Source organism: Shewanella sedimentimangrovi (genome assembly GCF_017354965.1).
In the GTDB taxonomy this organism is placed as follows: Bacteria; Pseudomonadota; Gammaproteobacteria; order Enterobacterales; family Shewanellaceae; genus Shewanella; species Shewanella cyperi.
In genome coordinates this window covers 982,287-1,005,539 of record NZ_CP071502.1, presented here as the reverse complement: position 1 = coordinate 1,005,539, position 23,253 = coordinate 982,287, and the positions used below count along the sequence as shown (strand labels likewise).

Sequence of the window (23,253 nt, the reverse complement as noted above, 5' to 3'; positions counted from 1 at the left end):
TTTACTTACTTCTCCCGGCCATAACGGAGCCCTTGCTTGGAATCTATATCGACCGGCAGCCTGTTGCTGTTCCTGTTTGTCCTTATTCTCATATCCGCTTATTTTTCCGGTTCGGAAACGGCGATGATGACCCTGAACCGCTACCGCCTGCGCCATCTGGCCAACAGTGGCCACAAGGGAGCGGAAAGGGCATTGAAACTGTTGGAACGACCAGATCGCCTGATTGGCCTTATTCTCATCGGCAATAACCTGGTCAATATTCTGGCCTCGGCCATTGCGACCATCATAGGCTTGCGCCTTTGGGGCGATCTCGGGGTTGCCATTGCCACGGGGATCCTGACCCTGCTGGTGTTGATTTTCGCCGAAGTGACACCAAAGACCCTGGCAGCACTGCATCCGGAGCGTATCGCCTACCCTTCCAGCATGATACTGCGCTGGTTGTTGGTATTCCTCTGGCCCTTGGTCAAGCTGATGAACCTCATCACCTCTGGCATGCTGCGACTGATGGGCATACATTCGGTGGCCACCAATGATGCCCTCAGCCAGGAAGAGCTGCGCACCGTGGTACACGAGGCCGGCGCCCTGATCCCTCAACGTCACCAGGACATGCTGCTGTCTATCCTCGATCTGGAAAAGGTCACTGTGGAAGACATCATGGTGCCGCGCTCGGATATCTACGCCATTAACGTCAACGACGATTTCAAGGTGATCAATCGCCAGGTGGTCACCAGTCCCCATACCCGGGTGTTGGTTTACCGCGACAATATCGATGATGCGGTCGGCTTTATCCACCTGCGTGATGCCCTGAGACTGCAGTCCAAGGAGCAGTTCAGCAAATCTTCACTGCTGCGGGCGGTAAAGGAGTTGTATTTTGTGCCTGAAGGTACGCCGCTGAACGTCCAGCTGGCTAATTTCCAGCACAACAAAGAGCGTATCGGCCTGGTGGTGGATGAATACGGCGATATTCAGGGTCTGGTGACCCTGGAAGATATTCTCGAAGAGATAGTTGGTGACTTTACCACCTCCATGATCCCGACACCGAGTGAAGATATCAGCGCCCAGCAGGACGGCAGTTATCTGATTGATGCCAGCATCAACATTCGCGATCTCAACAAGGAAATGAAGTGGGATTTCCCCACCGACGGTCCCAAGACGCTTAACGGCCTGATCCTGGAATACCTGGAAGAAATTCCCGCCGCCAATACCAGTCTGCGACTGGCGGGCTATCCGATAGAAATAGTGGAAGTGGCGGACAACATGATCAAGAGCGTCAGGGTCATTCCGGGGCATTACCGCGCCCCCTGATAAAGTGTTCCCAGATAAAGTAATAAGGCGCCCCAGGGCGCCTTTCTCATATCAAGGCTTGTTTGCCTGCTGCTTGTTCTTCTGCTGCTTGTCCTTCTGCTGTAAGGCCCTGCGCCTGGCCACCGCCAATGGTGTAATATCCTGGTTCAGCCGCGCCTCCAGCCCCAAAGCAAAATACAGCTCTGCCATCAGAAATAGCGGTCCTATTAATAACTGATTGAGATCCTCAAGAAAGGCCGGCTTGGCCTTCTCAAACCTGTGCCCTATCAATTGAAACACCCAGCCAATGCCAAATGCCGCCGCAGCTATCCAGGCCCCATTGGGCAGCGCCGCCATCCATTGGGCACTGAGCACCAAGGGCGTGCCCAAAAGCACCATGCCCAATGCCAGGCGCCAATGGAGCAGCAGGTAATAGCCGAGTATCAACAGCGCGGCCAGGGTGGACAGGGGTGCTTCCCCCGCAAACGGCAGGGGCAGCCGGGGCAAACTCATCCAGACAGCGGCGGCCCAGATAATGAGGGGAATGCCCACACAATGGGTTTTGAGGTTGGTGGGATTCAGGTGCACGCTTTTATAGCTGGCGAGCTGTTCAACGGCGGATTTCATCCTTATCTCCAAGGTCGAAGTTCACGGCCGTTACCGCGGGCCAGGTTTTTCCAGTAAACCAGAGCCGCGTGGGCAACTCAAGCCAGTAAAAATCCACCTGCATAGCAGGTGGCTTTGACACAGCCCCCTAAAAGGGGGCTTAAAAACTAACCTTCCAACCCTAACGCTATTTGCCGTTTCTCTTCTTCTTTGGCTGTCTTTTCCTGGTGCCGTACATATCTACGGATTATGTCTTCGTTTGCTCCTACTGAGTCCACAAAATAACCCCGTTGCCAGAAGTGATTCCCCCAGAGCTTGTGCTTTCTTAAATAAGGAAATTTGGCAAACATCCTGATCGCGGTTCTCCCTTTAACAAAACCCATTAAATCCGACACGCTTAGACTGGGTGGGGTTCTGACTACTAGATGGACATGATCTTCCTGAACATTTAGTTCCACGACTCTGCATTTCTTCATGTTGCAGTAAACATAGATACTTCGATAAAGCTCTCTGCCGAGATTACCTTTCAGGATTTTGTACCTGTACTTGGGTGTCCAAACGAGGTGATACTGACAACGATAGAATACGTGAGACGCGGATTCATATCTGCTCATGCTACTTACTCCTTGATTTGCTGGTAACAAACCGAGGGAGTATTTAGCATGGGCATTCTCCGGGCAAAGCCCCACCAGAACGATCACCACCTCCATAGGAGGTGGTTTTAGGGTGACAATAAAAAAGACGCCACCGGGGCGTCTCTTCAAAGTCGGGCAGATCTGTCAGTCACGCGAGAGTATCACGGTTGCCACCGCATAATGGCGTTCGTCGGCGATGGAGAGGTGTATTCGGTTGCCCCCCATGGCTGCCAAGCGTTCGGCGGCACCGCCACTGAAACTCAGCACCGGCGCCCCATCGGCATTGTTGTCCGTCTCAATGTGCTGGAACGACACGCCCCGACCTATGCCGGTGCCAAGCGCCTTGGCAGCAGCTTCCTTGGCGGCAAAGCGTTTGGCCAGATAGCGCTCGGGTTGGGCACTGGCGGCAAAACGGGCCAGCTCGGCCTCGGTCAATACCCGCCGGGCCAGGCGCTCCCCCCCCCGCTCCAGCTGGGCGCGGATCCGTTCAATTTCAACTATGTCAGTGCCCAGCCCCAGGATTGCCATTACTCGCCCCGACGACCTTCCAGCATCAGCTGCTTCATGTCGCGCACCGCCTTGTCCAGACCATCAATGGCTGCGCGGGCAACAATCGCATGGCCTATGTTGAGTTCATACAGTTCCGGAATGGCGGCAATGGGTTTAACGTTGTGGTAGTGCAAACCGTGACCGGCATTGACCGTCAGCCCCTGCTCATGGGCATACTTGGCCATGCGGGTGATCCTGTCGAGCTCGGCGGCCTCTTCGGCTTCGGTTTCGGCATCGGCATAGCAGCCGGTGTGGATCTCGATATACGGAGCCCCCACGGCAACGGCGGCGTCAATCTGGGTCTTATCGGCATCGATAAACAGGGATACCTTGATGCCTGCAGCAGCAAGACGGGTTACCGCAGCGCGGATCTTGTCCATTTGCCCGGCCACATCCAGGCCCCCCTCTGTGGTCAGCTCTTCACGCTTCTCCGGCACCAGGCACACATAGGTGGGCTTGATGTCACAGGCGATATTCAGCATTTCCTCGGTGACGGCACACTCGAAGTTCATCCGGGTCTTGAGGGTCTTGGCCAACAGATACACGTCGCGATCAATGATGTGGCGCCTGTCTTCCCGCAGGTGAATAGTGATGCCATCGGCACCCGCGTGCTCGGCCACGGCGGCGGCATGGACAGGATCGGGGTAATGGGTGCCACGGACCTGACGCAGGGTGGCAATATGATCTATGTTCACGCCCAGTAAAATGCGGCTCATCGACAACTCCTTGGCTTTTTGGTGAGGCGCCATTGTACTTGAGCCGCGCCACAAAGTGCAGTCCTATCGTCGCGACTCAGGCTGGTTGATTGCCACCCTGACGGCGACGAAATAATTCACGGCTGGCCAGGGGCTTATCACCGACAAAGGGGGCCAGTAATTGGCGCAGCAAGAGTTTGGCCTGACGCAGCTGCTCAGATTGCAGCTCCCTGTTACTGAGGGCTAACAGGGTATGACCGGCTATATCGCCGCGGCTGTCGGGGGCAAGGCCGAGCTGAGGTCGCCAGCTGTAGTGGCTGTCGGCCTGTACCACATTCCCCAGGGCATCTTCCTCCAGTGAAGGACAGGTGCCAAGTTCTGAGAGCAGCGCCAGCTCAAAATAACGCAGACAGGCCTGATCCATGCCGAGAGCCAGCCGCATCAGGGTTTGGTGATAGGCCAGAAACAGACCTTCTCCCGCGTGGCCGTGCGACAGGCAGCGGATAAGTAATTCATTGAGATACATGCCGGCATAGAGGGCATCGCCGCCAAGGGGCACCGCTGGAGCGTAAGCTTCCGGTTGTTGCAGGTTTTTAAGTTCACCGCGACCGGCGAGGGAAAACAGCAGGGGTTGGAAAGGTTGCAGCAAGGCCTTGACCGTGCGCTTGCCGCTGCCGAGGCGGGCCACCGCGTCCACCCGCCCCTGCCCGTCCACCAGCAATTGCACTATAGCGCTGGATTCCCGGTAGGGACGCAGGTGCAGCAGGTAGCCCCTTTCCATGGCAACTCAGTCTTCGCCGTAGCCCAGACTGCGCAGAGCCCGTTCGTCATCGGCCCAACCGGACTTGACCTTGACCCACACTTCGAGGAATACCTTGTTGTCGAACAGGCGCTCCATGTCCATCCGCGCTTCGGAGGCTATAGTGCGGATACGCTCGCCTTTTTTACCTATGACCATGCGCTTCTGGCCATCGCGCTCCACCAGGATCAGGGCGTTAATCTGATACACGCCGTTTTCCATCATTTTAAACTGCTCGATTTCCACCGTGGCATCGTAGGGCAGCTCGTCCCCCAAAAAGCGCATCAGCTTCTCACGGACGATTTCCGAGGCCATAAAGCGCTGGGATCTGTCGGTCACGTAATCTTCGGGGAAGAAGAACACGGATTCGGGCAGTGACTCCCGCGCCAACTCAAGGATGCGGGCAACGTTGGTGCCGGTCTTGGCAGAAATCGGCAATATTTCATCGAAGTCATACTTGGTCGCCAGCTCTTCGAGGTGGGGGAACAACTGTTCCTTGTCCTTGATGCCGTCGACCTTGTTTATGGCAAGCACTGTCTTGCGCTCTTCGCCACCGCGGCGCAGTTTAGTAAGCACCATTTCATCGTCGGCGGTCCAGGCAAGGCCATCGACCACGAAGATCACCATGGACACATCGGCCAGTGAACTGGCGGCCGCCCGGTTCATCAGGCGGTTGATGGCCCGCTTTTCTTCAATATGCAGACCGGGGGTGTCGATAAAAACGATTTGGTGCGGTCCCTCGGTGTGGATCCCCATGATCCTGTGACGGGTGGTCTGGGGCTTGCGCGAGGTAATGCTGATCTTTTGCCCCAGCAGACGGTTGAGCAAGGTTGACTTGCCCACGTTGGGACGGCCGACAATGGCCACCATGCCGCAGTAGGTCACATCATAGTGCTGCGCGGGGGCATTTTGGGCGTTCATGCGGGCCAGCAATTCGTCCAGGCTTGGCTCGGACTGGGGCGCATCTTGAGGACGAATGTCCTCGGGCTTTTTACTCATTTCTTCAATAATTCCAATACTTGCGTAGCAGCGACCTGTTCGGCCTTGCGGCGTGAACTGCCAACACCGATCACGCTCTGGGGCAGATCGGCAATGCGGCATTCCACGGTAAATGTCTGGTCGTGGGCCTCACCCTCGACCGCGACCACATGGTACTCGGGCAGCGGTTTTTTCATGCCCTGCAGATACTCCTGCAACGTGGTCTTGGCGTCCTTCTGACTCACACCCGGCTGTATGCCCGCCAGGCGATCCTTGTACCAGCTGAGCAACAGGCCACGGCAGGTGTCGAGATCGGCATCCAGATAGATGGCCCCTATGATGGCTTCCACCGCATCGGCAAGGATAGACTCACGGCGGAAACCGCCACTCTTGAGTTCTCCCGGCCCCAGGGTCAGGTAGTCACCCAGTTTAAATTCCTTGGCTATCACGGCCAGGGTATCACCGCGCACCAAAGTGGCGCGCATCCGGCTCAAATCACCTTCGGTGGCCTTGGGAAACTGATGATACAGGGCATCAGAGATGACTATCGACAAAATGGAGTCACCGAGAAACTCCAACCTTTCGTTATGCAGATTGGAGGCGCTGCGGTGGGTCAGGGCCTGATTCAACAGACCTATATCACTGAAGCTGTAGCCCAGGGTACGGCACAGCCTGGGCAGGTTCTTGATAGGTTCCATGACTTAGTTTACACCACCAACCCGGTTGAAACGCACCCCTGTTGGGATCCAGGAGGGCAGCACATCGCCGGGGCCACGTTCGAATTCAAAACTGATCCAAATCGCCACCGCCTTGCCCACCAGGTTTTCCTCGGGTACAAAGCCCCAGAAGCGACTGTCGGTACTGTTGTCACGGTTGTCTCCCATCATAAAATAATGGCCTTCTGGCACCAGGAACTCACCGGTTGGCAGACCGCCCTTATGGAAGAACATGCCGCGCATATCGGGGCGACGTGGGTTGATCAAAATATCGTGGGCCACATCGCCCAGTTGCTCGCGGAATTTCAGCAGCGGCACACCATCATGTGAAAACTCACCCGAATTCACCGACACCCGTTCCACCTTTTGTGGCACGCTGCCACAGGCTTCGCCTTCCTGGCAGGCGCGCTGAATATACAGCTGCTTATCCTGATAGAAGATACGATCACCCGGCAGGCCCACTACCCGTTTAATATAGTCAATGGCCGGGTTCTCAGGGTACTTGAATACCACTATGTCACCACGCTTGGGCTCACCGGTATCGACCAACTGCTTGCGCCACACCGGGTCCTTGATGCCATAGCTGAACTTCTCCACCAGGATGAAATCGCCCACCAACAGGGTTGGCATCATGGAGCCCGACGGGATCTGGAATGGTTCATACAGAAAAGAGCGCAACACCAATACAAAGGCGATAACGGGGAAAATGGAATGGGCGGTTTCGACCATATAGGGCTCGCGCACCAGGGCCTCGGCTGCCTCATCGCTGAGATTGGCATTGCTGGCCTTGGCCAACGCCAGCGCTTCGCGGCGCTTGGGCGCCTGAAACCTGGCATCGAAAAACCATATCAGTCCCGAAACCAGGGTCACCAGAACCAGAATCTGTGAAAAGTAAGCGGCCATGAACTCTCCTTGCCGGTTGATTACGTCTTGTTAGTCACTTTTATACCAAGGATGTTCCTGAATGCATTGCGCTTTGGTGAATTTACCCGCCGCTGGCGGATAAACTAACTAAAGCGCCGCAAACTGCGGCGCTCAGGTCTTGGTCAGTACAGGCTCAACTGTTACTCGTTGAGCTTGAGCACGGCGAGGAAGGCTTCCTGCGGTACTTCCACGTTCCCCAACTGCTTCATCCGCTTCTTACCTTCTTTTTGCTTCTGCAGCAGCTTCTTCTTACGGGATACGTCACCACCGTAACACTTGGCGGTTACGTCTTTACGCAGCGCCTTCACGGTAGAACGGGCCACAACCTGGTTACCCACGGCCGCCTGAATGGCGATATCGAACATCTGCCTTGGGATCAGCTCTTTCATCTTCTCCACCAGGGCAATACCCTTGTGGCGGATGTTGGAGCGGTGGATGATCATCGCCAGCGCGTCTACGCGATCGCCGTTGATCAGCACGTCCAGACGCACCATGTCGGCGGGCTCGAAGCGGATAAAGTTATATTCCAGCGAGGCATAACCACGACTGGTAGACTTGAGGCGGTCGAAGAAGTCCATTACCACTTCGGCAGCCGGAATATCATAGGTCAGCGCCACCTGATTGCCGTGGTAAACCATGTTCTTCTGCACACCGCGTTTCTCGATACACAGAGTAATAACGTTACCCAGATACTCTTTCGGCACCAGAATGTTGGCCTGCACTATAGGCTCACGCATCTCTTCGATGTGGTTGATGGCCGGCAGATCGGACGGGTTATCAACGTAAACGGTTTCGCCGTTGGTCAGCAGCACTTCGTATTCCACGGTTGGCGCCGTGGTGATGAGGTCCAGATCGTATTCACGCTCCAGACGCTCCTGGATGATTTCCATGTGCAGCAGGCCCAGGTAGCCGATACGGAAACCAAAGCCCAGCGCAGAAGAGGTTTCGGGCTCAAACTGCAAGGACGCATCGTTTAGGCTGAGTTTGTTCAGCGCATCACGGAAGCTTTCATAGTCGTCGGTGGATATGGTAAACACACCGGCGTATACCTGAGGCTTAGCCTTCTTAAAGCCCGGCAGTGGTTTCTCGGCACCGTGCTTGGCCAGGGTCAGGGTATCACCCACAGGGGCGCCGTGAATTTCCTTGATGCCGGCGATAACATAGCCTACCTGACCGGTTTTCAGCTCAGCTTGGTCTTTCATCTTCGGAGTGAAGATACCGACGCGATCCGCGTTGTACGCCTGGCCTGTGCTCATCACCTTGAACTTGTCGCCCTTCTTGAGCACACCGTTCTTGATACGCACCAATGACACAACCCCAAGGTAGCTGTCGAACCAGGAGTCGATGATAAGCGCCTGCAGTGGCGCTTCCGGGTCGCCTTCTGGGGAAGGGATCTGCGCCACTATGGTCTCGAGCACTTCGTCTATGCCGACACCTGTCTTGGCAGAGCAGCGCACCGCATCTGTGGCTTCGATGCCGACTATGTCTTCAATCTCGGCGGCCACACGCTCAGGCTCGGCCTGGGGCAGGTCGATTTTGTTCAGTACCGGCACCACTTCCAGATCCATTTCCAGCGCGGTGTAACAGTTTGCCAGTGTCTGGGCTTCTACGCCCTGACCGGCATCCACCACCAGCAACGCACCTTCACAGGCGGCCAGGGAGCGGGAAACTTCATAGGAGAAGTCCACGTGGCCCGGGGTATCAATAAAGTTAAGCTGATAGGTCTCGCCGTCTTTTGCCTTGTAGTCCAGGGTCACGCTCTGGGCCTTGATGGTGATGCCGCGCTCACGCTCAAGATCCATGGAATCGAGTACCTGTTCAGCCATTTCACGGTCGGTCAGACCGCCACACACCTGGATAAGCCGATCGGACAGAGTGGATTTGCCATGGTCAATGTGGGCAATGATGGAAAAGTTTCTAATGTGTTTCATTATGCTGTAATGACTAAAGTGAACGACGAAATCAAAGGTGCGAAATTGTACCCGATTGCTATCTCAATACCAATCAGATTCATGCTATTTCGCCCCTGGCGCTCAGGAGTGGGGATCAGGGGATAAGCATGGACCGAGCCTGGCCAGAATGACAGGCTGACTGCCCGCCTCCAGCTTTTTAGCCAGACTTTTGCCCAGTCGCCAGCTGCCCACACCCGCCAGCAACCCCAGGGCTATGGCGGCGCCATCGCTGCCAAGGCTGGTCAACTCGCCCAGGCCATTGCCAACAAACGCCCCGGTCAACAGTCCGGCGAGCGGCAGCAGGTACACCAGGGCCGCGGCTTTCAACAGTACACTTTCTGGCAGTCCCAGGCGCACCATATCGCCCGCCTGGCAAGTGACATCGGTATGAATGGAAAATCTTTGGTGTTTGGGAGCAAAGGCTTTGGCCACTGCGGAGGTGCCACAATTGTCGCTGGCACTGCAGTGGCCACAGGCGCTTTTGAGTTCCACCTCAAGCTGGACCCAGCCCTGGGGTTCAATGGCCACTACCCGGGCCAGCTCCTCCATCATGGCGCAGATTCCAGGGTCAGGCTGCGGATGATACGACTCAGGGTCGCGGCAGGTACCTTACCCACGGCCACCACTTCGGCATTGCCCACCTTTTCGGTCACCAGGGCCAGGCCATTGCGGGTCACCAGCTCATCGGGCAAGGGCGTACTGCCGGCGCGGGCCACATACACTGAAATTTTGGCTATGCCGTCGGTCAGGGCCACGAACTCCACCGCTTCCTGGCTGCCCATCAGGCGATGATGGTCCCGGGCCACAATTCTAAACCCCTCGGGTAACCAGGAAAACTGCCAATTCTGGCCATCCTGGCGCGCCAGCTGGTTTAGCACGGGAGGCCACTCCTGACGGGCGGCTTCCACCAGCAGCGCCGGAGGGCTATCCAGCACCAACAGCTCAATGACCATCACCTGCTCCAGCAGTTCCTTGTTGGCGGTCAGCATGTCGTAGCGCAGCGGCAAAAAGGTATCCATGTCCAACCAAACCTGCAGTGCAAATCGATGTTCATCGCTCGGGATCAAGCGCACCTGTTGCCCGGGGCGACCGGCAATACGGCTGCGGCCACCGAGGACAAACTGGTAGCCGGGCTCCAGTTCATTGATGTTCCCGGCAAATATTGCCGGCCACAGCCCTTCGATACTGGTCGCATTGACGCTGTAGGCCGGTTGATCATGCTCGATAAAGGTGACAGTATTGTCGATACGCACCGCATTTTTCACCGGGCCATTGAGATGCTCAAGAAACGCCACTTCCCTGCCTTCAACCTTGCCATGCAGATACACCAGGGGACGGATATGGTCGGCCTGCATGTGCATGACCGACATTTTGTACTGTTGTTGTTTGAGGGCCTGGCTCATCTGCTCGAGCCAGGCTTTGGCGGACATCTCATCCGCAAAGGCGGGAAAAATCAGGCCACATAGGACCAATAACAAGAAACGCAAGCTAACTCCTTCAGCGATTGACCGGGGTTTCCTCGCTATTCTCGTCTACAACCACACCGGTGTTCAATCTTTGTTGCAGCATATGGTCCTGCAAATACGCATTGATACGGCGACGCTGTTCCAACAACTGCTCATTGATCATGCCCTGATTCTGTTGTGCGGCACCAGTTTGCAGGCTCACCGGTGATGCAGAACCGACCAAAGGACGGGTATTGAGCACGGGCAAAGGGGCGTTTTCGGTATCAACGGCCTGGTAGTTTTGTACCCCCACCACGGCCACCAGGGCCACGGCGGCGGCAATGCCATACTGGCCAAAGTGACGCAGCATGCCACCCAGTTTGTCCTGCGCGGAGGAACGGCGCGGGGCCAAAACTGTTGGTTCCTGCTCAATGGCGGCCGCAATGCCGGCACTCAGATCCAGATGGATCGTCTCAGGCAACTCGCCGCGCATCGCATCCCCAATCAGGTGATAACGTGCCCATTGCTGCTGTGAATCTGTATCTGCTGCCAACTGCGCCAGCGACTCCTTGTCGATCTGGCCGTCCACTGCGGCTGATACCCATTCCTGACCTGTTTTTTCCATTACGCACCTGTCTCTGTAAAGGCTGTTAAAATCAAGACTGCTTGAATGTTCAGTTTCAGTTCTCCAATAACGGCTGGAGCTTTTTGTCTATCGCTTCCCGGGCGCGGAAAATCCGCGACCTGACAGTTCCAACCGGGCAATCCATGATGTTGGCTATATCTTCATAGCTCATGCCATCGAGTTCCCGCAAAGAAATAGCCATTCTCAGCTCTTCGGGTAAGGACTCCAGGGTCTCAAACACCACCCGCTTAATCTCATCGGAGAGCATCAGCCGTTCCGGTGAAGCAAATTCTTTGAGCGCATCACTGCCGTCGTAATACTCTGCCTCATCGGCATCCACATCGTTGGCCGGCGCCCTGCGTCCCTGGGATACCAGATAATTCTTGGCGGTATTAACCGCAATGCGGTAGAGCCAGGTATAAAAAGCACTCTCACCACGGAAATTGGGCAATGCGCGATACGCCTTGATAAAGGCTTCCTGAGCCACATCGGCCACGTCAGCCTGATTCCGTACATACCTGGAAATCAGATTGATGACCTTTCCCTGATATTTTTGCACCAGCAGGTTAAAGGCATTTTTATTGCCCTGCTGCACCAGCTCTACCAGCTGTTGATCGCTTTGTTGTCCACTCATCCGAGCCGACTTCTCCCAAATCTATATTGCTGATTTCTCAGTCGCTCGAATCATATTCAGTTATTGAGACTCGCGTCTGTATAAAAAGTTCTGCGCAATTATAAAAAAACCGCGACGGCGGCAAGTACCTTAAAAGTGCGACTTGGTTTACCATAGCGGAACTTATTTGACCTGACATGATACCCGATGAAACAAGCAGTTGAACACCAATCAGACATACTGGTGATAGGCAGTGGTGCGGCCGGCCTGACTTTGGCGCTGCATCTGGCTGAAAAAACGAAGGTTATTCTGATTTCCAAGGGCCCATTAAGCGAAGGCTCCACCTATTACGCCCAGGGCGGCATCGCCTCTGTCTTTGACGAAGGCGATACGGTCGAGTCCCATGTGGCCGATACCCTGGTGGCCGGCGCCGGTATTTGCGATGAGGCCGTGGTCACCTACACAGCCGCCAATGCCAAATCAGCCATGCAATGGTTAATAGAATGCGGGGTCGATTTTGACAAGGACGAGGAAGGCGACGGCAGTCAGCCCTATCACCTCACCCGTGAAGGCGGCCACAGCCACAGGCGCATATTGCATGCCGCCGATGCCACCGGCAAGGCGGTACAAACCACACTGCAGGACAGGGCCCGCAATCACCCCAATATCCAGGTGCTGGAGCGGTACAACGCCATCGACCTTATCACCAGCCGCAAACTGGGTCGCCCAGGCAACCGGGTGCTGGGTGCCTATGTCTGGAACCGGGAGCAGGAGCAGGTGGAAACCGTCAGGGCCAAATTCGTCGCCCTCGCCACGGGGGGCTGCTCCAAGGTTTATCAATACACCTCCAACCCGGATGTGGCCAGTGGCGATGGTATCGCCATGGCCTGGCGGGCCGGTTGCCGGGTCGCCAACATGGAATTCAATCAATTCCACCCCACCTGCCTCTACCACGCGGACGCCCGTAACTTCCTGCTGACCGAGGCCCTGCGCGGTGAAGGTGCCTTCCTGCGCCGCCCCGATGGCAGCCGCTTTATGCCGGAATTCGATGAGCGGGCCGAGCTGGCACCAAGGGACATAGTGGCCCGGGCCATCGATTTTGAAATGAAGCGTCTGGGGGTCGACTGTGTTTATCTGGACATCAGCCATAAACCGGCCGAATTTGTTATCAAACACTTCCCAACCATTCATAGCCGTTGCCTGGAGCTGGGCATAGACATCACCAAGGATCCCATCCCCGTGGTGCCTGCTGCTCACTATACCTGTGGCGGTGTGATGACGGATCTTCATGGCCAGACCGACCTCAACGGTCTGTACGCCATAGGTGAAGTGGCCTATACCGGCCTGCACGGCGCCAACCGCCTGGCCAGTAATTCGCTATTGGAATGTCTGGTGTTTGCCCGCGCCGCCTCCCAGGATATAGAGAGCCAGCTGGGCAAGATCCCCATGCCAGGTGAGCTGCCTGCCTGGGACGAAAGCAAGGTGTCCGACTCGGATGAGGAAGTGGTTATCGCCCACAACTGGCACGAGCTGCGCCTGTTTATGTGGGACTATGTGGGCATAGTGCGTACCGACAAACGCCTGGAGCGGGCCCTGCGCCGCTGCGCCATGTTGCAGCAGGAAATCGAGGAGTATTACTCCAACTTCCGGGTCAGCAATAACCTGCTGGAGCTGCGTAATCTGGTGCAGGTTGCAGAGCTTATTATCCGCTGCGCCATGGCCCGTAAAGAAAGCCGCGGCCTGCACTGCAACATAGATCATCCGGCCAAGCTGGAACACTCGGGCCCCACCATATTGCAGCCCGATTAACCCGAAAATAAAAAAAGCGCCTTGCAAGGCGCTTTTTTTTTATTGCGTCACCGCCTGCGACTTCTTGTCCCTTATTTGCAGCAGCAAGCGACACAGATGGCGGTACTGGTTATCGGGCAACATATCGGCGCAGATGAGCACACAGCGACTCCGACGCTCCATCAGGCCCTCTTGTCCCTGGTTGCGGAAACAGATCAGACAGGCAAAGGGAGACACCCACAGGGGCAGAAACAGCGAGAACTGACGCCCATCGGAATGCAGTCCCCGCCCTTCAACATCCAGGCTGAATTGCCAGCGCCACAACCACAAACGCCTGGCGGCAGCAATAAAAGACAGGCATAACAGGAAGATAAGCAGGATTTTCAGCCCAGCCAGCGACGTGTGTCGCGGCCAAGCCAGAAAACTACTGAGGCTCAGGGCCCACAACAGCGCAAAACAAAGCCAACTGTCGCGGGATGGCCCCAGGAAAAAATTATGGCGCCTCGCGTCCACGAACAGTGATCACCATGGCGGCCAGTTCGGGATCCGGGCACTGCTCGTGTCCCATGAACCAGGCAAACAACTCAGGATCTTCGCAGGCCAGCAAACGCACAAACACCGCCTTATCGGTATCGCTCATGGCCTCATAATGCTTTTCAACAAAGGGTTGAAACAACACGTCCAATTCCAGCATACCGCGACGGCAGGCCCATCTGACCCGGGCTATGTTCATCAATTCCGACACCTTTTTCCCCTTACTCATACTGCGGTCAAGTGGGCGCTAGTCTAGCAGTTTTACCACCGCAAGCGAATCCCATCATTCGACCATGGGAGAAAGCTCTTCGCCGGCAAACAAAGACCCAAAGTCCGATGCCAGCAGGCGTTTTACCGCCGGGTGCTGGATCATCCGCTCGGCAAACATCACATGGTACTCCTCACGCACGTCGAGGGTTTCCCCCAGCAACTGCATCCCTTGCTGCAACAGATCCTGACGGTATATGGACGGGGCAACGAAAATGCCCCGACCGAACAGACCAAAGGCCTTCATCATGGCGGCATCATCGAACTCACCACCTATATTGACCTCAAGGTTTTGCTCATGGAACCACCGACATAATTGCTGACCAAGGCTGGTGCGCTTGCCCGGGATCAGCAGTGCATCCTGCTCCAGGCAAGCCGGGAAGGGTCTGTCATAGCTACGGACGGAAAAAAAGCTGACACCGCACTCCCCCAGTTTTTTGGAGAGGATCTCCGGGTATTTGAGTGATTCACCGGCACAGTCGGACAATATGATGTCAAGCTTATGCTCCCGCAGCCGCGCCATCAGGCTCTCATGGGTGGCCTCATAGCAATTGAGGCGCATCTTGTCATCCATGGCGGTGAGCAAGATGCGACCGGCCAGCGCCTTTGACAGGGCATCGGCTATGCCCACCTCGAACAGCAGTGAGGCATCCTTCTGATAATTGAGCAAGTCCAGCAATTCGTAACTCAAGTTGAACATACGATCGGCATAACGGAATACCAGTTCACCCAGTTCGCTGGGCTCAAGGCTGCGGCCGGCACGGCGAAACAGCGGTCCTCCGAGGCGTTCTTCCAGGGCGCGGACCTGACCTGTCACTGTCTGTGGCGTCAGGCACAGGGCCTCGGCGGCCTTTGCCACCGAGCCCTTGCGTTGCACCATCCAGAAATAATACAGATGGTTGTAATTCAGATGCTGCATCGTCAATCCCTGCTGACAGTCTTGGGCAGCAGGCGGTCAAGCCAAAGGTAACCTATCACCGCCGCCAGCATGGATCCCAGCAGTATCCCCAAGCGAGCCAGGTCGCCAAACTCAACGCCGCCATGCTCGAATGCCAACGAGGCGATAAACATAGACATGGTAAAGCCGATACCACACATGACGGCCACCGGCGTCAGTGACTGCCAAGTAACGTCTTCGGGCAACTCAGCCAACTTGAACTTTACCGCCAGATAGCTGAACAACATCACCCCCAAAGGCTTTCCGATAAGCAGCCCCAGGGCTATCCCGAGCGGGACCGGTGAAAGCAGATCGCCCATGGACATATTGCCCAGTGGCACCCCCGCATTGGCAAAGGCAAAGAGTGGCAGGATCAGCCAGTTGCTCCAGGGATGCAGCTTGTGCTCCAGATGCCTGGCGGGCGAATTGCCGCGCTTGCCGGCAAGCGGAATACAGAAAGCTATCACTACGCCGGCCAGGGTGGCATGGACGCCGGACTTCAGTACCGCTGTCCACAGCAGCAAACCGAGCACGCCATAGGGCAAGAGGCGGTTAACGCCACGGACATTGAGGGTCACCAGACCGGCAACCGCCACCGCGGCCACCAACAGGCTGGCCATGGACAGATCATTGCTGTAGAACAGGGCAATGATGACTATCACACCCAGGTCATCAATGATGGCCAGCGCCAACAAAAACACCTTGAGTGCCGCCGGCACCCGGTTACCGAGCAGCGCCAGGATCCCCAAGGCAAAGGCAATGTCGGTGGCAGCGGGAATGGCCCAGCCGTTTTGGGTCAGGGGGTCGTCGCCGTTAAAGGCCAGGTAAATCAGCGCCGGCGCCAGCATGCCACCTATGGCCGCGAAGGTCGGTAACGACGCCTTGGACAGGCTGGACAGTGAGCCTTCCAGCAGTTCCCGCTTCACCTCAAGACCAATCAGCAGAAAGAACAAGGCCATCAGGCCATCGTTAATCCACAGCAGCAAGGGTTTGTCTATGTCCAGGGCGCCGATGCGCAGTTGCACCGGGGTGGCGATAAAACTCTGATAAAGCCCATGGAGTGGGGAATTGGCCAACAACATGGCCAACGCCACGGCCAACAGCAGCAAGATACCGCCGCTCGACTCCTGGCTAAAAAAATTACGCAAAGCTCGTTTCATGTCACCCTCCGAATGAATATGGAGCGAGTGTACCTAAACAAGACTAGCAAATATAATCGTAAGTTTCTGCCTGATACCTCGAAAATTCCGAGGTATCAGACTTAAGCATCAAATGGCAACCGGCGCCTTGATGTGGGGATGGGGATCGTAACCGGATAACTCAAAGTCCTCGAAGCGGTAATCGAAGATGGATTCGGGCTTGCGCGCTATGGTCAGAGTCGGCAAGGGTCTGGGTTCACGGCCGAGCTGCAACGCCGTCTGTTCCATATGGTTGCTGTACAGATGGGTATCGCCCCCGGTCCAGACAAAGTCACCCAATTCCAGATCGCACTGCTGGGCCACCATCATGGTCAACAGGGCATAACTGGCGATATTGAATGGCAGTCCCAGGAAGACGTCGCAACTGCGCTGATACAGCTGGCAAGACAACTTGCCATCGGCAACGTAAAACTGGAAAAACGCATGACAGGGAGCCAACGCCATCTTGTCCAGCTCGCCGACGTTCCAGGCCGACACAATCAAACGACGGGAGTCAGGGTTTGACTTAATTTGTTCAATGACCTGGCTAATCTGATCTATATGACGACCATCCGGTGTCGGCCAACTGCGCCACTGGGCACCATAAACCGGTCCCAGATTGCCATGCTCATCAGCCCATTCATCCCAAATGCTGACCTTGTGTTCATGCAAATAGGCCACGTTGGTGTCGCCCTTGAGGAACCACAGCAGCTCATGAATGATGGAGCGCAGGTGACACTTCTTGGTGGTCACCAGGGGGAATCCCCTGCTCAAGTCGAAACGCATCTGGTAGCCAAAAACGGAGCGGGTGCCGGTACCTGTGCGGTCGCTCTTGTCGGTGCCATTGTCGAGAATATGCTGCATTAATTCCAAATACTGTTTCATGCACGTGGTTCCTGTTTACGCAAAATCAAATACAAACCCAATGCCAACATGGGCACGGACAAGATCTGGCCCATGGTGATAATGCCCAGATAATAACCAAGGTGGGCATCGGGTTGACGCACAGTTTCCACCAAAATGCGGAAACTGCCGTAGCCGAGCAAAAACATGCCGGAAATTGCTCCCTGTTGTCTTGGCTTGCGACTGAACCAGAACAGCAGCAGATACAGGGCCACACCTTCCAGGGCAAATTGGTATAACTGAGATGGATGGCGGGGATCGGGCCCGCCGGTCGGGAACACCATGGCCCAAGGCACATCCGATACCCGGCCCCAGAGTTCACCATTAATGAAATTGCCTATGCGACCGGCGCCCAGGCCTATCGGCACCACAGGGGCCACCATATCCGCCACCGCGAAGAAATGCCGCTTCTGCTTCCAGGCTATGTAGGCCATGGCGGAAATCACCCCGATAAGACCGCCGTGGAAAGACATGCCGCCCTCGGTGATCTTGAACAGGTACATGGGATTGGCCAGGAAAAGATCCAAATGATAGAAGAGCACGTAACCAACGCGTCCCCCAAGCACAACCCCGAGAAAGCCATAAAACAGCAGATCCGACACCTGCTCCCGGCTCCACAGGCCATTGGAGCGGTCGGCCTGACGGTTGAGCAGCCACAGGGCCGCCACAAAGCCCACCAGATACATAAAACCATACCAGCGCAGTGCCGGCTCAAGGCTGGTGCCGAAGATCTCAAAAGGACCAAAGGACACTATGATTGGGTCTATTTGCGGAAAATTCAGTGCCATTGCAATTCCATGTTAACAGGCATTTATCAGGCCAAAACCAAGCGCAAACCAATAATGGCCAGCAGCAAGGCAAAGATTTTTTTAAGCAGGGGCGTAGGCCAGCTACAGGCGGCACGAACACCCAGAGGTGCCACCAGGGTTGAGGTCATCACAACTCCCAGCAACGCCGGCACAAAGACATAACCCAGGGTCCACTGGGGCAGGCCTTCTACCCGCCAGCCGGCGAGTATATACCCCAGGCTACCGGACAGGGCGATACACAGGCCCGTCACCGAAGATACCCCCACAGCCTGGCGTAACTGCAACCCGAAAAAGCTCAACAGCGGCACCAGCAGCACGCCACCACCAATCCCCATCAGTGCCGCCAGCAGAGCAATGACCAGGGTAATGGCAAACAGCAGCCCGTTGGCCGGCATTGATCGTTGCGACTCCGCCTTTAGCGGATAGGCCATTTGCACCGCCATCAGGATCACAAACAGGGCAAAGCCCCGCCGCAAATCATCGGCAGGCACCATCTGAGCCACAAAGCCCGAGGCCAGTGCACCGAGCAGTACCGCCGGCAGCAGGGGTTTAAGCAGAGAGAACGGGATATTGCCGCGGCTGTAATGGGCCCGGGCGGAAGATAAGGATGTCAGTATGATGGCCGCCAATGAGGTGGCAATGGCCACGTGGGGCAAATGGGCCTCATCCACGCCAACGGAGGGCAGCAGATAAAGCAAAGCCGGCACTATCAGCAAACCACCGCCGATCCCGAGCAAACCGGCCATAAAACCAACCAGGGCGCCGAGCATGATACAAAGGGTGAACACCCACAGCACACTTTCCACTGTCATCCCTTTTATTCTTGTTATCGACGGGGCCGATAGCTTAAATCATTCTCAGTCCAGGATCGAGGAAAGTTCCCGGCTGCTGAGATACTCACGCACCAGTTCCCGCACCTCGTAGCCACTGGACATCTGCAGCACCAACTCCAACAGTTGTTCCAGCTCGTGGCACTCCACCCGTCGCAGCAGATAATTGACCTTGGCCAGGCTGCCCTGGCTCATACTGAGTTCCCTGTAACCCATGGCAACCAGCAATAACGCCCCCATGGGCTCACCGGCCAGCTCACCACAGACACTGACGGCCAATCCATTGGACTGGCAATCGCGAGCCGCAGCATGGAGGGCCCGCAAAACGCCGGGATGATAGCTGTCAAACAGGCTGCTGACCCTGGGATTGTTGCGGTCCACCGCCAATAAATACTGGGTCAAATCGTTGCTGCCGACGGAGACAAAGTCGACCCTGGCGGCCACTTCCTGAAGCTGGTACAGCAGTGCCGGCACCTCCAGCATCACCCCTATGGGCGGCCGCTTCAACTGTGCATTAAAGTCGGTGCGCAACTCGTTGAAGGCCTGTTCCAAATAGGTCAGTGCCTGGTCTATCTCATCGAGGTGACTGACCATGGGCAAGAGGATTTTGAGCTGCTCACCGTCGGCAGCAGCCTGCAACATGGCCCGCAACTGCACCAGAAAGAGTTCCGGATGATCCAGTGACAAGCGCACGCCCCGCCAACCCAAGAAGGGATTTTCTTCCTTGATGGGGAAATAAGGCAAAGGTTTGTCGCCGCCCACGTCCAGGGTACGCATAACCACCGGCTTGTTGGCGGCGGCCTGCAGCACCTGGCGGTATACCTTTATCTGCTCGGATTCGCTGGGAAAGCGCTGCTGCAGCATAAAGGGGATCTCGGTACGGTACAGGCCTATACCATCGGCACCATCGGCAATTTCCGAGGCCACGCCACTGAGCAGCCCTGCATTGAGAAACAAGTGCACCCTATGGCCATCGAGGGTCAGCGCCGGCTCATTCAATTCGCTGGCGTATCGACGCTGTAAGGCACGCTGGGCAGAAATCAGGTTGCGGTACTCATTCACCACAGAGGGGGTCGGCGAGACGAGCAATTGCCCACGGCTGGCGTTAAGCACCACCAGCTTCTGATCCAGTCCCGCCTGGGTAACCTGGTCCACCCCTATCATGGCCGGCACATCGAGTGCCCGGGCCAGTATGGCCGCATGACTGTTGACACCACCGAGTTCGGTAACCAGGCCCGCGAGCTTCTGGCGCGGAAACTCAGCCAGCAGCCCGGTATCGGCTTCACGCACCACCAGGATCACCGGCTTATCCGGCTCCAGGGTCACCCGACCCGGTTCAATCAGCTGCCTGAGTACCCGCTGCCCCAGCTCACGGATATCACTGGCCCTTTCCTTGAGGTAGGCATCTTCCATGGCGCTGAACTGGGCAATGCAGCGCAGCGACACCCGGCTGACCGCCGACTCCGCCCGCCATCCCAGGCTCACTTCGCGGGCATACTCGCCCCCGAGGCTGGCTTCATCGAGCAGGGACAGGAGCGCCGAGAAAATACTCGACAGCTCTTCATCCTGCTCACCGTCAAACTTCTGCGCCAGGGCGCTCAGGGCATCACGGCTGCGGCCGATGGCGGTGCGCAGTCGCAGCAATTCCGCCACTGTATCTGCAGCCATGAGCTCAGGTTGCTCCAGGGGGATCTCGCCCCCCAATACCAGCGCATGGGCTATCGCAATGCCGGTGGAGGCACAGGTGCCGTTGAACAGTATCTGTTGCTCCAGCCCCTGCACATCGGCGCGACGCTTGAGGCCACTGATGGCCATGGCCAGCTGGGCCGCCAAGGTCATCAAAAAGGCTTCTTCGCCCTCATTAAATTGGCGGGCGCTGGCCTGTTGCACCACTATCACACCAAGGACTTGTTTCTGATAAATGATGGGGGCGGCAAGGAAGGCGCGGTATTCTTCTTCCGCGACCTCGGGGAAGAGTTTGAATCTGGGGTGTTGCCTGGCATCGGCAAGATTGATGGCTTCTTCACGCTCGGCCACCAAGCCCACCAAACCTTCGGAAAGCGGCATCTTGACCCGTCCGACCGCACTTTTCTCAAGACCGTCGGTGGCGGAAAGGATCAGCTCTTGTTGCTCAAGGATATAAATGGAACAGCACTGGGTATCCATGGCGGCCTTGGTTTGAGCCACCAGCAATTCCAGCGCCAGTTCCAGAGTGTGAGCCGCAGCAACGGCCTGAGTAATGTCCCTGAGCGTATTAAGCACTGCCTCCCTCCTCTTAATAAAATGCCAGCCTGGCTCAGCGTTGGCGGCTGCGCTTGCGCGGCGGCGGCTCCTTGTTCTGGAATGCCAGAGCCGTGGCCGCGAACTCCTTCATTACCTTGCGGTATACGTCCCGCTTGAAGGAGACCACCTGCCGCACCGGATACCAATAGCTGACCCAGCGCCAATCATCAAACTCCGGGTGACCGGAAGAATTGAGGTTGATGGCACTTTCCTGGCTCTTCAGCTGTAACAAAAACCACTTTTGCTTTTGGCCGATACATACGGGCTTACTGTCCTGGCGCACCAGGCGCTTGGGTAAACGATACCTGAGCCAGGAACGGGTTGAGGTGAGGATCTGTACGTGTTCAGGTCTCAGCCCTACTTCTTCATACAGCTCGCGGTACATGGCATCTTCTGCCGTTTCACCCTCATCCAGCCCACCCTGGGGGAATTGCCACGAATGTTGTCCAAATCGCCTGGCCCACATGACCTGGCCGAATCTGTTACAGATTATGATGCCCACATTTGCGCGAAAGCCGTCGCTATCAATCACATGGACTCCGAATACACAAATTGTTATAGCGCGATTGTTTCATAAAGCCCGGCCGGCGGCAAACCCCTATTTATCCCGCCGCGTTGGATAAAATCCATCCAAAATCGAGATTATCAACAGCGATTCGGTTCCAATCGCCAGTCTATCCACAATTTCTGTGGATATCTCTGTTTGAAACTGACCTAAAACCATGAGATCGATTAAAAAGCGACAAATCCCCCTGCTCGAGCCGCTTTAACTAATCACGCATAACAACTTGTTTTAGATTTAATTTTAAAAATAAAACTCATTTCAGGATGCCGAGAACAACCAAGCTGATGCATTTTTAAGCAGTGCTTTTTGGCTATCATTTTTCGCCGCCAAACCGGTACATTTATTCACAGCCCCGGTTGGGATCTCACTAAAAATCTGCAAAATGAGTGCTTATTTCGGGTTGACTTGGGCATTTCGATCGGTTAAAAGCGCTGCCGACACCAAGTTATCCCGTAATTCTGTGGATAAAATTGTTGGCAACAGTGGGGAAATACACGAGTAACTTTTTCCCTGGTAAGCCCCGTGATAATCGAAATATTTTTTAACCTTTATATTCAATAAGTTAATCTTGCAAATTGGTTTTTGCGGCCATCCACAGTCACTTTTGCTCAAAAATCAGCCAGGATTGATTCTATCCCCAAAGGGGGTAGAATCGCGCCGATGAATATTCATAACAGCCCCACATCTATAGAAGAACTCATGGACAGGGCCGTCGGTATGGCGGGTCTGAGCCTGGCACAACTGGCTGCCGAGCACAGCCTGAGTGTCCCAAAAGATCTGCGCCGGGATAAGGGCTGGATTGGCCAACTGATGGAGCTGGAACTCGGGGCCAGCGCCGGCTCCAAACCCCAGCAGGATTTTCTGCACCTGGGGGTGGAGCTCAAAACCATACCTGTGGATGACACGGGTAAACCGCTGGAAACCACCTATGTCTGTGTGGCACCGCTGCTCGATACCACTGGGCTGCGCTGGCACGATAGCCTGGTACGCCATAAATTGCAGCGGGTACTGTGGATCCCGGTGCAGGGAAGTCGAGACATTCCCCTTGGTGAGCGCCGTATCGGCATGCCGGTACTGTGGCAACCCACGCCGGCAGAAGAACAAAGCCTGAGGCAGGACTGGGAAGAGATTATCGAGCTTATCGCCCTGGGCAAGGTGGCATCCATTAGCGCCAGACACGGTGAGGTATTGCAGCTCAGACCCAAGGCCGCCAACAGCCGGGCCAAGACCGAGTGCATACGGGAAGACGGCACCATAGGCCTCACCAATCCGCGGGGGTTTTACCTGAAAACCGCTTTTACCCAGCAAATTCTGCGCGCCGCCTTTGCCGACTGAGCC

General features: G+C 56.0%; 25 protein-coding genes. 3 read left to right on the top strand and 22 right to left on the bottom strand.

Annotation, left to right across the window (positions count from 1 at the left end):
• Positions 1–36 precede the first annotated feature (36 nt).
• On the top strand, positions 37–1,305 hold the full coding sequence (locus JYB85_RS04215; RefSeq protein ID WP_207381193.1) for an HlyC/CorC family transporter: 1,269 nt from the start codon (positions 37–39) through the stop codon (positions 1,303–1,305).
• Positions 1,306–1,356: 51 nt separating this feature from the next.
• Here the strand turns inward: JYB85_RS04215 and JYB85_RS04210 are convergent, their stop codons facing one another.
• From JYB85_RS04210 to rpoE, 13 genes are all read right to left on the bottom strand, one after another.
• Positions 1,357–1,911: an Mpo1 family 2-hydroxy fatty acid dioxygenase gene (locus JYB85_RS04210; RefSeq protein ID WP_207381192.1), complete on the bottom strand. Its 555-nt coding sequence runs from the start codon at positions 1,909–1,911 to the stop codon at positions 1,357–1,359.
• A gap of 146 nt (positions 1,912–2,057) precedes the next feature.
• On the bottom strand, positions 2,058–2,504 hold the full coding sequence (gene tnpA / locus JYB85_RS04205; protein WP_207381940.1) for an IS200/IS605 family transposase: 447 nt from the start codon (positions 2,502–2,504) through the stop codon (positions 2,058–2,060).
• 165 nt (positions 2,505–2,669) lie between these two features.
• Complete coding sequence (gene acpS / locus JYB85_RS04200; protein WP_207322163.1) at positions 2,670–3,053, bottom strand: holo-ACP synthase; 384 nt, start codon at positions 3,051–3,053, stop codon at positions 2,670–2,672.
• Positions 3,053–3,790, bottom strand: coding sequence for a pyridoxine 5'-phosphate synthase (gene pdxJ / locus JYB85_RS04195; protein WP_207381191.1), 738 nt, complete (start codon positions 3,788–3,790; stop codon positions 3,053–3,055). Before pdxJ ends, acpS begins: the two co-directional genes overlap by 1 nt.
• A 76-nt stretch (positions 3,791–3,866) precedes the next feature.
• A complete protein-coding gene (gene recO, locus JYB85_RS04190) occupies positions 3,867–4,550 on the bottom strand; it encodes a DNA repair protein RecO (RefSeq protein WP_207381190.1) in 684 nt (227 codons plus the stop codon).
• A gap of 6 nt (positions 4,551–4,556) precedes the next feature.
• Entirely contained in the window at positions 4,557–5,567 is a 1,011-nt protein-coding gene (era, locus tag JYB85_RS04185) for a GTPase Era (protein ID WP_207381189.1), read from the bottom strand.
• Positions 5,564–6,244 carry a ribonuclease III gene (gene rnc, locus JYB85_RS04180; protein ID WP_207381188.1) on the bottom strand — a complete coding sequence of 227 codons (681 nt, stop codon included), beginning with the start codon at positions 6,242–6,244 and terminating at the stop codon, positions 5,564–5,566. The genes era and rnc overlap by 4 nt, the downstream gene beginning before the upstream one ends.
• 3 nt (positions 6,245–6,247) lie before the next feature.
• Positions 6,248–7,165, bottom strand: coding sequence for a signal peptidase I (gene lepB / locus JYB85_RS04175; protein ID WP_207381187.1), 918 nt, complete (start codon positions 7,163–7,165; stop codon positions 6,248–6,250).
• A gap of 161 nt (positions 7,166–7,326) precedes the next feature.
• Positions 7,327–9,117 (bottom strand): translation elongation factor 4, encoded by a 1,791-nt coding sequence (gene lepA / locus JYB85_RS04170; protein ID WP_207381186.1) that lies wholly within the window; start codon positions 9,115–9,117, stop codon positions 7,327–7,329.
• A gap of 102 nt (positions 9,118–9,219) precedes the next feature.
• Positions 9,220–9,690, bottom strand: a complete 471-nt coding sequence (locus tag JYB85_RS04165) for a SoxR reducing system RseC family protein (RefSeq protein ID WP_207381185.1) — start codon at positions 9,688–9,690, stop codon at positions 9,220–9,222.
• The gene (locus JYB85_RS04160; protein ID WP_207381184.1) at positions 9,687–10,625 is read right to left on the bottom strand and encodes a MucB/RseB C-terminal domain-containing protein; all 939 of its coding nucleotides are present in this window, start codon (positions 10,623–10,625) and stop codon (positions 9,687–9,689) included. The genes JYB85_RS04165 and JYB85_RS04160 overlap by 4 nt, the downstream gene beginning before the upstream one ends.
• 10 nt (positions 10,626–10,635) lie before the next feature.
• The gene (locus JYB85_RS04155) at positions 10,636–11,208 is read right to left on the bottom strand and encodes a sigma-E factor negative regulatory protein (RefSeq protein ID WP_207381183.1); all 573 of its coding nucleotides are present in this window, start codon (positions 11,206–11,208) and stop codon (positions 10,636–10,638) included.
• 55 nt (positions 11,209–11,263) lie between these two features.
• Positions 11,264–11,842: an RNA polymerase sigma factor RpoE gene (gene rpoE / locus JYB85_RS04150; protein ID WP_207322153.1), complete on the bottom strand. Its 579-nt coding sequence runs from the start codon at positions 11,840–11,842 to the stop codon at positions 11,264–11,266.
• Positions 11,843–12,028: 186 nt separating this feature from the next.
• Between rpoE and nadB the strand changes: the two genes are divergently transcribed.
• Positions 12,029–13,630 (top strand): L-aspartate oxidase, encoded by a 1,602-nt coding sequence (nadB, locus tag JYB85_RS04145; protein WP_207381182.1) that lies wholly within the window; start codon positions 12,029–12,031, stop codon positions 13,628–13,630.
• A gap of 39 nt (positions 13,631–13,669) precedes the next feature.
• Here the strand turns inward: nadB and JYB85_RS04140 are convergent, their stop codons facing one another.
• The 9 genes from JYB85_RS04140 to rppH all read right to left on the bottom strand — a co-directional run bounded on the left by JYB85_RS04140 (position 13,670) and on the right by rppH (position 21,882).
• Positions 13,670–14,122, bottom strand: coding sequence for a protein YgfX (locus JYB85_RS04140; RefSeq protein WP_207381181.1), 453 nt, complete (start codon positions 14,120–14,122; stop codon positions 13,670–13,672).
• Complete coding sequence (locus JYB85_RS04135; protein WP_207381963.1) at positions 14,103–14,342, bottom strand: FAD assembly factor SdhE; 240 nt, start codon at positions 14,340–14,342, stop codon at positions 14,103–14,105. Before JYB85_RS04135 ends, JYB85_RS04140 begins: the two co-directional genes overlap by 20 nt.
• 84 nt (positions 14,343–14,426) lie before the next feature.
• Positions 14,427–15,329 (bottom strand): transcriptional activator NhaR, encoded by a 903-nt coding sequence (gene nhaR, locus JYB85_RS04130; RefSeq protein ID WP_207381180.1) that lies wholly within the window; start codon positions 15,327–15,329, stop codon positions 14,427–14,429.
• Between the two features lie 2 nt (positions 15,330–15,331).
• Positions 15,332–16,507: a Na+/H+ antiporter NhaA gene (gene nhaA / locus JYB85_RS04125; protein WP_207381179.1), complete on the bottom strand. Its 1,176-nt coding sequence runs from the start codon at positions 16,505–16,507 to the stop codon at positions 15,332–15,334.
• Positions 16,508–16,615: 108 nt separating this feature from the next.
• Positions 16,616–17,410, bottom strand: a complete 795-nt coding sequence (gene thyA, locus JYB85_RS04120; protein WP_207381178.1) for a thymidylate synthase — start codon at positions 17,408–17,410, stop codon at positions 16,616–16,618.
• A complete protein-coding gene (gene lgt / locus JYB85_RS04115) occupies positions 17,407–18,216 on the bottom strand; it encodes a prolipoprotein diacylglyceryl transferase (RefSeq protein ID WP_207381177.1) in 810 nt (269 codons plus the stop codon). Before lgt ends, thyA begins: the two co-directional genes overlap by 4 nt.
• Before the next feature lie 26 nt (positions 18,217–18,242).
• Positions 18,243–19,043: a sulfite exporter TauE/SafE family protein gene (locus JYB85_RS04110; RefSeq protein WP_207381962.1), complete on the bottom strand. Its 801-nt coding sequence runs from the start codon at positions 19,041–19,043 to the stop codon at positions 18,243–18,245.
• A gap of 51 nt (positions 19,044–19,094) precedes the next feature.
• Positions 19,095–21,329 carry a phosphoenolpyruvate--protein phosphotransferase gene (gene ptsP, locus JYB85_RS04105; protein ID WP_207381176.1) on the bottom strand — a complete coding sequence of 745 codons (2,235 nt, stop codon included), beginning with the start codon at positions 21,327–21,329 and terminating at the stop codon, positions 19,095–19,097.
• A 34-nt stretch (positions 21,330–21,363) separates the two neighbouring features.
• The gene (gene rppH / locus JYB85_RS04100) at positions 21,364–21,882 is read right to left on the bottom strand and encodes an RNA pyrophosphohydrolase (RefSeq protein ID WP_207381175.1); all 519 of its coding nucleotides are present in this window, start codon (positions 21,880–21,882) and stop codon (positions 21,364–21,366) included.
• Positions 21,883–22,575: 693 nt separating this feature from the next.
• Here rppH and mutH point away from each other — a divergent pair.
• The gene (gene mutH / locus JYB85_RS04095) at positions 22,576–23,250 is read left to right on the top strand and encodes a DNA mismatch repair endonuclease MutH (protein ID WP_207381174.1); all 675 of its coding nucleotides are present in this window, start codon (positions 22,576–22,578) and stop codon (positions 23,248–23,250) included.
• Positions 23,251–23,253 lie beyond the last annotated feature (3 nt).